Annotated in this window: 11 protein-coding genes; 6 read left to right on the forward strand and 5 right to left on the reverse strand. The window is 33.6% G+C overall.

The genetic code is table 11. From position 1 onward, the window contains the following. The first annotated feature begins 72 nt into the window (after nucleotides 1-72). A complete protein-coding gene (locus DCO46_RS20115) occupies nucleotides 73-537 on the forward strand; it encodes a hypothetical protein (RefSeq protein ID WP_116754273.1) in 465 nt (154 codons plus the stop codon). Between the two features lie 80 nt (nucleotides 538-617). Beyond that, complete coding sequence (tyrS, locus tag DCO46_RS20120) at nucleotides 618-1,913, forward strand: tyrosine--tRNA ligase (RefSeq protein WP_116754274.1); 1,296 nt, start codon at nucleotides 618-620, stop codon at nucleotides 1,911-1,913. A 2-nt stretch (nucleotides 1,914-1,915) separates the two neighbouring features. Here tyrS and DCO46_RS20125 read toward each other — a convergent pair whose 3' ends face one another. The 4 genes from DCO46_RS20125 to DCO46_RS20140 all read right to left on the reverse strand — a co-directional run bounded on the left by DCO46_RS20125 (nucleotide 1,916) and on the right by DCO46_RS20140 (nucleotide 7,749). After that, a complete protein-coding gene (locus DCO46_RS20125; protein WP_116754275.1) occupies nucleotides 1,916-2,896 on the reverse strand; it encodes an acyl transferase in 981 nt (326 codons plus the stop codon). A 143-nt stretch (nucleotides 2,897-3,039) separates the two neighbouring features. Continuing rightward, entirely contained in the window at nucleotides 3,040-3,255 is a 216-nt protein-coding gene (locus tag DCO46_RS23395) for a T9SS type A sorting domain-containing protein (protein WP_317048065.1), read from the reverse strand. A gap of 371 nt (nucleotides 3,256-3,626) precedes the next feature. Further along, a complete protein-coding gene (locus DCO46_RS20135) occupies nucleotides 3,627-4,766 on the reverse strand; it encodes a hypothetical protein (protein WP_116754276.1) in 1,140 nt (379 codons plus the stop codon). Between the two features lie 208 nt (nucleotides 4,767-4,974). Continuing rightward, the gene (locus DCO46_RS20140) at nucleotides 4,975-7,749 is read right to left on the reverse strand and encodes a TonB-dependent receptor (RefSeq protein ID WP_116754277.1); all 2,775 of its coding nucleotides are present in this window, start codon (nucleotides 7,747-7,749) and stop codon (nucleotides 4,975-4,977) included. A gap of 231 nt (nucleotides 7,750-7,980) precedes the next feature. Here DCO46_RS20140 and DCO46_RS20145 point away from each other — a divergent pair, with 231 nt between their 5' ends. The 3 genes from DCO46_RS20145 (at nucleotide 7,981) to DCO46_RS20155 (ending at nucleotide 11,433) form a co-directional block, all read left to right on the forward strand. Next, a complete protein-coding gene (locus tag DCO46_RS20145) occupies nucleotides 7,981-8,664 on the forward strand; it encodes a response regulator transcription factor (protein ID WP_116754278.1) in 684 nt (227 codons plus the stop codon). Between the two features lie 223 nt (nucleotides 8,665-8,887). After that, the gene (locus tag DCO46_RS20150; RefSeq protein WP_116754279.1) at nucleotides 8,888-9,973 is read left to right on the forward strand and encodes a sensor histidine kinase; all 1,086 of its coding nucleotides are present in this window, start codon (nucleotides 8,888-8,890) and stop codon (nucleotides 9,971-9,973) included. A gap of 167 nt (nucleotides 9,974-10,140) precedes the next feature. Beyond that, the gene (locus DCO46_RS20155) at nucleotides 10,141-11,433 is read left to right on the forward strand and encodes a porin (RefSeq protein ID WP_243416363.1); all 1,293 of its coding nucleotides are present in this window, start codon (nucleotides 10,141-10,143) and stop codon (nucleotides 11,431-11,433) included. Here the strand turns inward: DCO46_RS20155 and DCO46_RS20160 are convergent. Then, nucleotides 11,430-12,506 (reverse strand): glycosyltransferase, encoded by a 1,077-nt coding sequence (locus tag DCO46_RS20160; protein WP_116754281.1) that lies wholly within the window; start codon nucleotides 12,504-12,506, stop codon nucleotides 11,430-11,432. The genes DCO46_RS20155 and DCO46_RS20160 overlap by 4 nt on opposite strands. A gap of 281 nt (nucleotides 12,507-12,787) precedes the next feature. Between DCO46_RS20160 and DCO46_RS20165 the strand changes: the two genes are divergently transcribed. Then, a partial coding sequence (locus DCO46_RS20165; protein ID WP_207784982.1) for a hypothetical protein occupies nucleotides 12,788-13,239 on the forward strand: 452 nt, incomplete at its 3' end.

The following is a 13,239-nucleotide window of genomic DNA, read 5'->3' on the forward strand; positions in this document are numbered from 1 at the left end:
AATTTCATGCTGATAAAACAATAGTTCAAAATTTTAGATTAATAAAATTAAGTATGATACAATTTTTAAAATATGAAAACTGAAATCAAAGAGATGTCCAAATTACCAGACTTTGTATTTATACTGTTTGGAATACAATTCATTATTTTTTTATTTCTGTTTACAGAAGAAAAAAAAGCAGATCTGGGACTTTTATATATTTTATTACCCATAACGCTAATTTTAGTTTTTTTAAGAATGACAGTTATATTAGATGCAAAAGCATTTAGATATAAATTATTTCCTTTTCAAATTACTTATAGAACTATAGAATGGGATCAGATTGAGAAAATTCAAATTTCAAAAATTGATGCTCTTTCTGATTTTCTGGGTTGGGGACTGAGATATTCTAAAAAGTATGGTTGGAGTTATATATTTAATTCAAATAATGTTATTTCCTTAATATTTAAAAATGGTAAAAAAGTAACAATGACTATTAAAAACAAAGAAGAAGTAGTGCAGTTTTTAAATGATAATAAAATTTCTTTCAATATCTGATTCACTGGAAACTTCTTATTTAAATTGATTTTTGACATTGCAGTTCACAATCCTTATATTTGCGCAAATTATTTTAAAAAATGAAGAATCTAGTTGAAGAATTAAAATGGCGCGGGTTATATCACGACAGTATGCCTGGAACGGAAGAACAATTACTGAAAGAAGTAACAACAGCGTATATTGGTTTTGATCCAACTGCAGATTCACTTCATATCGGAAGTATGGTTCAGATTATTTTATTGGTTCATTTAAAGAATTTCGGTCACCAGCCTATTGCTTTGGTTGGAGGTGCGACAGGAATGATTGGTGATCCATCTGGAAAATCAGACGAAAGAAATTTATTAAACGAAGAAACCCTGGCTAAAAACGTAGCCGGAATCAAAAGTGTTTTATCCCGTTTCCTGGATTTTAATTCGACTGATAAAAATGCTCCGGTAATGGTGAATAACTACGATTGGATGAAGGAGTTTTCGTTTATTGATTTTGCACGTGAAGTTGGAAAACGTATCACGGTAAATTATATGATGGCGAAAGATTCTGTTAAGAAAAGACTTAGCGGAGAAGGTGAAGGAATGTCTTTCACAGAATTTACATACCAATTAATTCAGGGATACGATTTTTATCATTTATATAAAAACAATAACTGCCTTTTGCAAATGGGAGGTTCTGACCAATGGGGGAATATTACCACAGGTACGGAATTAGTACGCAGAATGGGAGGGGAAAGTGCAAAAGCATTTGCATTGACAACACCTTTGATTACAAAAGCGGACGGTTCTAAATTCGGGAAATCTGAAGGAGGGAATGTCTGGCTGGATGCTGATAAAACTTCTGTATATAAATTTTACCAGTTTTGGGTAAATGCAACCGATGTTGATGCAGAAAAATATATCAAGATTTTTACTTTCCTTGATAAAGAAACTATTGATGCATTAATCGAAGAGCACAAAGCAGCTCCTCATCTAAGGGTTTTACAAAAGAAACTGGCAGAAGAAATTACGATTTTTGTTCACAGTAAAGAAGAACTGGAAAAAGCAATTCAGGCGTCGAACATTTTGTTTGGAAATTCTACAGCAGAAGATTTAAAGAAATTAGATGAAGCTACTTTTTTAGAAGTTTTTGACGGAGTTCCTCAGGCAGAAATTGCGAAAGCTGATCTTGAAAACGGATTGGATATTGTTACGGTTTTAAACGAAAAAACAGGTTTCTTTAAATCAAACGGAGAAGCAAGAAGAGCTTTAACAGCAAATTCAATTTCTGTAAACAGAGAAAAAATCAAAGAAGATTTTGTGTTGACAGCAAATGATTTAATTAACAATCAATTTGTGTTATTACAAAGCGGAAAGAAAAATTATTTTGTGATTAGAGTGGTTTAATATTATAAAACCATCAAATTACATCCACGAATATCAGAATTATCAAAACGTCCCAATACCTCGAAAGAGTTGTTGGGATTTTTTTTGCCTAAATCCTGAGTCGCAATAAACGAGCATGAATTGATATTGGCTAAATCAATCACGTTGATTCCGCCGGTTTTTCCGTCTTTGACATAAGTAAGGGCATCTTCCGGATCACGGACTAAAATATTCATCCAGCCCGGACATTCAAAAATACCTTCTCCTAAAGAATAGGCTTGTCCTAAAAGTTCTGTCATTCCATACTCAGAATGTATGGCATTTACCCCAAAACCTTTGCAAAGCTGTTCGTGTAATTCTTCGCGAATCATTTCTTTGCGTTTGCCTTTCATTCCGCCGGTTTCCATGATAATGGTATTTTGCAGCTGAAATTGGTGTTTTTCAATTAAATCCAACAAAGCATAAGTGACACCGATTAAAATAGTATTTTGTCCTGATTGGTCTAATTCGATAAGCTTTTGGGTAAGTTCTTCGTGGTTGTGTAAATAAAACCCACTTTCGGGCTGATTAGATTGTTTTATGAGATCATCGACCATATAAATTAACGAAGACCCTTCGCGTTCGAGATAAGACGGCAAAAGGGCTAAAACAACATAATCTTCGATATTGCCATAGAATTCAGAAAATCCTTTTCGATAACTTTCCTCATAAAGCGTAACATCGGTTACTAAATGTCTGCTGGTGATCATTCCGGTGGTTCCGCTGCTCGTAAAAGTTACCTGAGCAGGATTATTGTTTGAAACAACATCATGACTTTTGAAGAACTGGATTGGTAAAAAAGGGATTTGCTGTAATGATTTTACCTGTTGCGGATTTACTTTTAGAAAATCGCAAAAATCACGATATACTTTGTTGTTCTCGTGCTGAAAACGAAACACTTTTAGTGCTGTTTTTTCAAATTGTTTCTGACTCGAAATGGTAAATATATCGTTGGCTGTAATCAAAACTTTTTTTGTGCAAAGGTAAGTATAATTATAAATAGTTTCTAGTTTCAATACTGGTTTTCACTTGTGAAGAAGACTAGGATTAAAAACAAAAAAGGCTGTTCGGTATTTGAACAGCCTTATATTATTATTTTTAGTTACGTCTATCGGATAATCAACTTTCGTGTTGCCGAAGCGTTTTCTTCACTGATCTTTATGATATACACTCCGGGAGTTAAATCACTAACGTTTAATTCTCTTGAAACTAAATGTGTCTGGATAACTTTTTTTCCTAAAAGGTCAAAGATGATAATTTCTTTTTCTAAATCATTTTTAGATGAAATATATACTTTACCACTTGTAACGGGATTAGGGTACAAGCTTAGTCCCTCTATAGTAGCTCCATCCTGAGGTTTTGACGTTTGTATACGGTCCTAAGCAAAAGCACCAGTAGTAAAGAAAAAAGCCAGTAAGATTATAATATAAAAGTAGTTTTTTGCCATCGCATTTTTTTAGATAAGTAAATATACAAAAAAAATTACAAAAAGTACGCCAAAAAAAAACATCCTAAAATTTTAGGATGTTTTTAACATTATAAGTTAGAGCTAATTACAACAGAATAATTTCTGATGTCTTAGTTTTAGATGGTTTATTCATATTTAGATATCTTAAACCTATTAGAAAAAAATGGGTATAAAAAAAGCAGTCTGAAAATTAATTCAGACTGCTTAATTCTATTGTTTTTAACTAATTACTTAGTCCAGTTAGCCCAAGTTGGTAATTCAACACCAGCACCAGCTCCAACAGCACCTGTAGTTGTTCCAGACAATGTAGGTCCGGTTGTCTCAGTGATTTGTGCACCAAATGTGTAGTTTGCGATTGTAAATAATCCAGCAGCGATGTTTGCAGTAACACCAGCATCTGCAGATAATTTAACAAGTTCTTTAGGCATATCGTCAGCTACATAAAGATTTGTGTATGATTGTTTTCCACCACCATCTTTATAGTTGATTGCTTTTTCGTCAGCTTTGAAAAGAGCTCCACCTTTAATGATTGAGAAGTTAACTAATTTAGCACTTGTCATTGGAAGACCATCTTTTGGGTTTTTCTCGTTGTTAGATCCTTCAACTCCCGCTTTTGTTACACCTTTGATGTATACGTTAGTTGCAGTTCCCTGCCATCCGTCAGCGAAATCTAATGAATCATCATAAGAGTTCTCGATTACAAGATTTGTAGCATTTACAGCTCCTCCGAAAAATTCGATACCGTCATCACCACTTTCGTAAGTATAGATATCAGATACTACTGTTCCAGAACCTACTCCGAAGAAAGATACACCATTGTATTCTTTAGTAGCAGAGAATTTAGAACCAGTGTAAGAAATTTTCAAGAAGTTGATGTTTCCAGAAGAATCTGCATTATTATTTCCACCGTAGCTTAAACCACCTACTTCAGAAGTACCATTATCTCCAGTATTTACTTTACCATTACCAGCAATGATTAATCCACCCCAGTCACTTTCAGTTGGGCTTGCTTTTCCAGATGTCATAATAACTGGTTTAGCAGCAGTACCATTGATGTTGATTTTAGCGTTTCTTTCTACAGCAATATATAAAGATGTAGATAATGCAGTTGCAGAACTTTTAATTACTGTTCCAGCAGGAATTACTAAAGTAGCTCCACCTTTAACAACTAAACCTCCAGTTAAAGTGTAAGTTTTAGTTGGGTCCAAAGTTACAACACCATCTTTAATTTCTCCTTTTAGATCATCAACTTTTAATTCGAAAGAACTTTTGTTGTCATCGTTGTTGTTGTTGTTATTGTCATCAGAACTACAACCTGTTACAGCAAGTCCTAATATTGCAGCCATTGCAAAAAATGATTTTTTCATTGTTGTTGTGTTTTTTATTGTTTTATTTTATTAAGGCAAAGTAAAAGAACATATGTTTTTGTTGAGTTAAGACCATATTAATAATACATTAAGGATGTTGGTTGGAAATAATTTTACTTAATGTAAAGTTTACATTGAAACTGAATTAAAAAAAAGGCGGTTAGATAATACCTAACCGCCTTTTTTTAATTTTTATAAAGTGAATTTCTTAAAATGTATAGTTTAAAGTAAGCCTAAGATCAGAACCTGCTTTGTATGAAGTTACTGTGATATCTCCAACAGCTTCTTTTCCTGGTACTTCACCCTGAGCTTGTACACGTTTGAAAGTTGGGTTTAAAATATTGTTGTAAATCAAGCCTAATTTTAAATTCTTAGTTAAACTTGTGTTTACTATAAAGTCTAGTTTGTTTACGGCCTTATCAACCATGTTACCTAAAGCTCCTGTTCCAATTGTATTCAGTTTATCTGAAAAATAAGAGTAAGATACTGTTGCTGTTACATCATTATATTCTGAAAATTGTTTCATGAACGAAAGATTAGCATTGGCTAGAAAGGTAGAAGCTCCACTTAATTTGTCATTTGTAAAAGTAAAGTCAACTCCAAAACCGTTTTCTCTAAACACTTTTTCTTCGTCTAAGTCCTGATCTGTGTAAAGATATGATCCGTTTACGTCAAATGAAAGCTTTGTTTTTTTATTGTCACCATTGTCAATTTCAAAAATATCTTTTCTAATTTCTAATTCTACTCCGGCTACAGTTGCTTTATCACCTGTATTGGCATAAGTAATATCATTTGAAGAAGAATTTTCGAAAATTTCGTTTATTGGATTCTGAATGATTTTACCAAATGCAGTTACGGAAATTAGTTCTCCTGATTTTGGAAAATATTCCCATCCTAAATCGGCATTGTAATTTGTTGAAGGGTACAACTCAGGATTTCCTCTGTAAGCCTGTGCTACATCTTCAAAAACAATTGGCACTTTTTCTTTAAATTGAGGAAGCGTATAAGTTTTGCTCGCAGAAAACTTAAGGTTTTGCTTGTCGTTTAGTGTATATTTTGAGATTAAACTAGGTAAAATATTAAATTTTGAATAATCAGATTCATCTCCGTCAGGAACAATAGTCGTAACATAAGATGTATTCTGAACTAATTGCTCGAATCTTGCTCCTAGTATTACGCTCAATCTTTCAGTAAGTGAATATTGAACAGTAGCATATGCACTATTGATATCTAAGTTTCCATCGTAGAATTGAAAAATCCTGTTTGATGCAGAAGACCCAAAATGTGCCTCATCTAAATAAAAATCAACACGGTGAATGTCTTCTTTAGGGAATGATATAGCATTTCTGTTAGGGAAGAATGAGAATTGTTGCATTGAATAATCAAGTTTTTTCAATTTCCCTGAATACCCAACAGTTACTTTTCCTTTATATCCTTCATCTTCACTTTTTTTGTTGAAATTATAAGAAAGACCAACATTTGCAGAAAACTCGTTTTCTTTCAGATCTTGAAAAAATCTGTGGTTGTAAATGTTAGAGTTGGTGAAGAAAGTATAATCAATTCCATTGTCAGCATGTACAAAAGAGTTCTGCATACGATCTGGAACAGAACTGTTTGATATACTGTAACCTGCTGCCCAGTTAATGCTCCATTGATCATTAAATTTATTTTTCCCTGTTAATTGATTTACAATTAATTGAGTTTGTTCAAATGTGCCACGTTTGATAAATCCTGATATTTGCTGAAGAGCATCACCTCCACCATCAAAATTTTGGTTTGTTCCTTCGTATTCACTATAATCCTGTTCACTTGAATTTATGAATAAAGAGGTAAAAAATATTGAGTTTTTATTGTTGATTTTATAATCAGCAGTACCAATTACAGTTGATGTAGTGTTGTGTTTGTAAGCTGTTCTGAAAAAATCATTGTTGATGTTTCCTTCAGCATTGATGTTTCCTCTGCTGTATCCTTCAGTAAATCTGTTTTTTGCGCTAAATGAACCAGAAATGAAAGTACTTAATGAGCTTTCGTCAGTTAAATTGAATTTTTTTCCTGCTGATAACGTGTAAAAAGCATTTAAGACATTTTTGTTTTCCTGTCTGTCCCAGCTAGTTGCGTAGCTGTAAGGTTGTAAAGGCGAATTTGGTATTCCAGGTTTTTTAAATCCGGTATAAGATGGACCGTCTTGTAAATAAAAATGATCCTGTCCTAAAACATTTGTATTAGCACCTGTTCCAATTGAAAAGCTTACAAAAGGTTTTCCGCTAAATTTTTTTGCAGCAATATCGATATTTGCTCCTCCGAAATCGGCGTAATTTTGCGCTTCAAATGTTTTACTTATTCCAATGTTGTCTACAATATTTGTAGTGAAAATATCTAAAATTATGTTTTTGTTTGCCGGCGTGTTTGATGGTAACGGCAGGCCATTTAAAGTTGTTACATTGTAACGGTCACCTAAACCTCTTACGAAAACATTTCCAGAATCCTCTTGTTTAGAAATACCACTTACTTTTGCTACAGCGTTCGCTACATCATTAATACCTTTTCGGTTAATCTCCTCTGCACCAATAGCAGCTTTAAAAGCTACCGCATTTTTTTGGTCTAATAATAATGCAGATTCTTTTTGTTTGTTTGCAGTAGATTTTACAACAACATCTTTTAGTGTATAACCACCAGAAGAAAGTACCTGATCTGCTGTTGCAGTTTGTCCTGCAGCAACAGTTACAGCTTTCTCAACAGATTCGTAACCTACGAAACTAAAAATAATGGTATAGCTTCCCGGGTTTACACTTAGTGAATATTTCCCGTCAATGTCGGTGTTTGCACTAATATTTGTACCTTTAAGTAAAACATTTGCAAAAGGTAGTGGCTGATTATTAGATTCTTTGTCAGTTAATGTACCAGAAATTGTACCTTTGGTTTGAGCGATCGAAATCGTGCAGATAAATAATGTAAATAATAGAAATTTTAGATTGAATTTCATTTTTAGTTGTGTTTAATTTATTTTTTTGCAAAGAAAGAACCGCCTTGTAAAGTTCATGTTACGCACTTGTTATGTTTTTGTGTTCTGTAGATTATCAAATTGTTATGAGATTAAATTACCGTTAACAGCGAAATTTAACCGTCGATTTATTATTATATTTACCATCGCAATTAAAAAACATTAGATTTTTTACATAAAAATTTGATGAAAAAACTCAATTTTTGCTATTTTATGAAAAAAACACAAACCAAGATCTTATTAGTTGATGATGAACCGGATATCCTGGAAATTGTTGGCTATAACCTTGCTCAGGAAGGCTACCAGATTGTAACAGCTTCAAACGGTAAAGATGCAATCGCAAAAGCTCAAAAAGAATTACCGGATCTCATTATTATGGATGTAATGATGGCAGAAATGGATGGAATGGAAGCCTGCGAAAACATCAGAAAAATTCCTGAATTAAATAATGTAATCATAACATTTTTGACAGCAAGAAGCGAAGACTATTCTCAAGTTGCTGGTTTTGATGCCGGTGCAGACGATTATATCACCAAACCAATAAAACCAAAATTATTGGTAAGCAAAGTAAAGGCTTTGTTAAGAAGGTTAAAAGAACAAGAAGTTGTTACGGATACCTTAAATGTTGGCGGAATCGAAATTAACCGCGAGGAATATAAGATCATAAAAGGCAATGTAGAAATTGCTTTGCCAAGAAAAGAATTCGAATTGTTTTACTTACTGGCTTCAAAACCGGGAAAAGTTTTTAAAAGAGATGAAATCCTGGACAAAGTCTGGGGGAATGAAGTTGTAGTAGGAGGAAGAACGATCGATGTTCACATCAGAAAATTACGTGAAAAGATCGGGGAAGATCTTTTTAAAACAATAAAAGGAGTCGGTTATAAATTTGAAGTTTAGTTAAGTCTCTAAGATACTGAGGTTCTAAGATGCTAAGGCTCTTTTAACTACGGATTTTAGTAAAGATTTAAACTGATTTAAATTGTTTTAAAAACATTCAATACATTTAAACCATATAAGAAATTGAAGTTCGTTACATTTATATGAACTTTGATTTCTTATATGGTTTTTGAGTTAAGCTTACTTTTTCTTAATCTCCTAATGGTTAAATTAAATAATATCAATGAAAATTAATTTTAAAAAAACATACAAATTTGCTGTAAAATCGGCATTTTACATAAGCCTTTTTACAACTGGATTTGTATTGATATTAATGTCTTTATTTTATAAAGGGCAACTAAGACACCAGATTGCATTTGGAATAATTTTTATTATCTCAGTTTATATTTTCTCTTTTTTGGTTTTACAATATCGTGTAGAACGATTCATTTACAGAAGGGTGAAAAAAATATATGATGATGTTTCTTTACTGGAATCTACAACCCTCATCAATCAGCCTATAACTACAGATATGGAAACACTTTCACGGGAAGTGAAAAAGTTTGCCACCGATAAAAAACTTGAAATCGAAATGCTCGAAATTCGTGAGCAATATCGCAGGGAGTTTCTTGGGAATGTTTCGCATGAATTAAAAACACCCTTATTTACAGTTCAGGGATATGTTTCGACTTTGCTTGACGGAGCCATGGATGACAAACATATCCGAAAAAAATATTTAAAACGTGCCGAAAAAGGAGTAGAGCGCCTTATTTATATTGTTGAAGATCTCGACATGATTACCAAACTCGAATCTGGTGACCTGGATCTGGTAATGACGGATTTTGATATCGTTGAATTAATTCAGAATGTCTTTGATTTGCTGGAAATGAAAGCTGATAAAAAGAAAATCAAATTGGCTTTTGAAAGCAAGAATGTACAATCAGTTATCATACGCGGTGATCAGGACAGGATACAACAGGTTCTGGAAAACCTGATTGTGAATTCTATTAAATATGGTAAAGAAGGCGGTTTAACAGAAGTTGGTGTTGTAAATTTAACCAAGAAAAAAGTCTTAATCCGTATTAGTGATAATGGTGAAGGGGTTGAAAAACAAAACATACCAAGACTTTTTGAACGTTTTTACAGAGTTGATAAAAGCGGAACCCGGTCTGAAGGTGGTTCGGGACTTGGACTGGCAATCGTAAAACATATTATCGAAGCACATAAAGAGAAAGTATATGTGGAAAGTGAGTTCGGAATTGGATCTGAATTCTCATTTACGCTCGAAAAAACACACAAAGCACAAAAAACAGAGGTTAAAAAATTGTAACCTCTAATCATGCCAGATACCGTAAAATGAGGCGTTAAGGCCTTAATAATAATGGCGTAACCATTTATAAACAAATCTTCTTATTATCGTAACATCCTGTTAATGATTTCTTAACATTGGTGATACATCTTTGCACCTGAAATTGAGTGTGAAAGAAAAAAGATATAATGAGGATAAAATTATTGGCAATTTTTTTGCTGTTTGCGGTTGTTTCAAACGCACAAGAACTGAGTAAAGAAGACATAAAAAAAGAAGTAGTTCGCCTTCTTGATTCTATCAATAAAGCAAAACTTCCGGAAACCAAATCCGGAGGCGGCGTCGAAGAACATTGGTACGATAAAATTTCTTTAAGAGGATATGCTCAAATAAGATACAATGGTTTGTTTTCTACAAACGACAAAGTTTCCTGCGAACAATGCGATAAATCCTGGGGAACTACCTCTACAGCTCCGGATGCAAAAGCAAATAACGGACTTTTTATCAGACGTGCGCGTCTGGTATTTTCAGGACAAGTACATCCAAATGTCTTTTTCTATTTTCAGCCGGATTTTGCCAGTTCACCAAGTACCGGAATTCAAAACTTTGTACAGATTAGGGACTTATATTTTGATCTTTCTTTTGATAAGAAAAAAGAATATCGTGTACGTGTTGGACAAAGTAAGATTCCATATGGATTTGAGAATATGCAGTCAAGTTCACAACGTCTGACTTTAGACCGTGCCGATGGAATAAACAGCTCAATCGCAAATGAACGTGATTTAGGGATGTTCTTTTACTGGGCGCCAGCCGAAATCAGAAAGCGTTTTGAAATGCTTGTTAAAGACGGCTACAAAGGTTCCGGTGATTTTGGTGTATTTGCATTTGGGGTTTACAACGGACAGATTGCCAATAAAATAGACGGAAACAGAGATCTGAATGTTGTAACCAGAATTACATACCCATTTGTAATTGGTAGCCAGATTATTGAACCGGGACTTCAGGCCTATACCGGAAAATGGGCCTTTACAGGTGAAATTTCATCGGGCGTAATTGTTAATGACCCGCAGTATGTAAAAGACCAGAGAGTAGGGGCTACTTTCGTTTTATACCCAAGACCATTCGGAATCCAGACAGAATATAATATCGGGACAGGCCCAAGATACAATACCCTTACCAATACTGTTGATGAAACAGATTTAAATGGAGGATATGTATTATTGAATTACAAATGGGACATCAAAAAACAACATATTTATCCCTATGCCAAATTTCAGTATTATGACGGAGGAAAGAAATATGAAAAGGACGCCAGAAGCTATGTGGTAAGGGATTATCAGATAGGTGTAGAGTGGCAGCCCATAAAAGCTTTTGAACTTACAGCAGAATATGTTATTGCTGACAGAACATTTGTAGACAGTGCTCTGCCTGTTAACAGACAGCAAGGAAATTTATTGAGATTACAGGCTCAGTTCAACTTCTAAGCTTTATCTTCAAAAATAGAAAACAGAGTATCCCAGTCAATATTGTTTTTGAATTGGGATAAACCAGTAAACGATTTTACTTTTGAAAGATCTTCAATAGTAAAGTCGTTTTGCGTTGCATACGGTACCAAATTTTCATCCTGAAGTTTTATGGCCAGGTATTCCTGCTCGTATTGCCCCGGAGTTGGTATAAAAAACGCTTTTTTGCCCAGTTTTGCCAGATCCATAACGGTCGTGTAACCCGAACGGCATAAAACCAGTTCACTTTCGTTAAAAGTCTGTTCAAGTTGTTTCGAATTCATGAAATTGTAATAAGTTACATTTCCGATTTCCTGTTTTGTCTGGGTCTTTTCTACAACCCCTTTTACAAAAACAACTTTTCCATCAAAACGTTTTACTTCTTCCTGTAATTTTTCGTCCAGATAAGTGCGCTGAGGTTCCGGACCGGAAAGAATTACCATTAAATCATAAACCTTAGGTGTATCTTTCTGGCGCATTCTGCTCAATGGCCCGATATATTTTAAATTCAGCTCACTTGTTTTAAGATGTCCCAGTTCACCGGTTAGGTTTAACGTGTCATCTGTATCGGGAACCCAGCATTCCGAATATTTTTTTATAATATGCTGATGACATTTGCTGGTAAACCAGGTTGTATTTCCGGTCATCACATTCAATTGGTGCGTCATAAAAACAGAAGGGATTTTTCGGCTGAAAACGCCTAATCTGTTATCTGAAATGATACCATCAATACCATGTTTTCTGATCCATGATTTTACCATTTTCTTTTCATCAAGAATGGCGGTAATCATTTTAGGTAGATTTTTAATCAGTTTCCATTTAAAGTTTTTACCATTCTTCGCATATTCAATATGATAAGAAGGCAGTTCCAACGTTTCAATATAGGGAAACTCTTTTCGTAACAAGGCCAGTGCAATACCGTCAGAAGCTATTATCGGAATATAATTATTCTCCTGAAGTGCTTTTATAATAGGAATACATCTTGTAGCATGTCCTAAACCCCAGTTTAATGGAGCTACTAAAATAGTTTTATTCGCAGAATAGTCAATACTCATAATGTAAAGCTTTTTAAAAAACGAAGATATAGAAATATGTTTTGTGTGTTATTTTGGACGTATTACTAAATTATTAACTCTATAAGACTCAATTGTCCTTTGTTTTCTCATAAACAAGTCCAAAGCCGGCAAAAAACAAAATGTAAGGTTATTTGTGTGTTAAGCAGAGCCCAATTTTAAATAGCCTGTAAAAGGAACTCAAATTGAGATTATGTATTCTCCATGTTATTATTGTAGTATTAGTCTTATTTTTATTTAAATTTGAAATTATTAGCCTTAACATGATGACACGATTGTTTTTCTTACTATTTCTTATTATTTCTTTTAAAACTCATTCTCAGTCTTCGACAAAGGAACTGATTGATAGCGCAAATAGTATTTCCGATCACCAGAAAAAAACAGAACTGTTCCGAAAAATTGCATTAAGGCTTCAAAATTCTGATTGGGACAGAGCTATAAAATATATAGAACTAGCAGAAACCGAAGCAAAAAATACAGAAGAATCAGAACTTACTTTGGCTGGCGTATATATAACCGCAGGTAAGATGTATGCCTCAAAAGAAGTCCTGGATATTGCTTTACAATATTATTTAAAAGCGTATGAAATCTACAAAATTAATAACAACATTGAGGAAGTAACTAAATTAGAAAACAATCTGGCCATTATCTATTCTCAGGGAAAAGATAAAGAAAAAGCGTTGGAATATTTCTTAAATGTATATGAGTATCAAAA

The organism is Flavobacterium sp. HTF (genome assembly GCF_003105115.1).
Taxonomy (GTDB): Bacteria; Bacteroidota; Bacteroidia; order Flavobacteriales; family Flavobacteriaceae; genus Flavobacterium.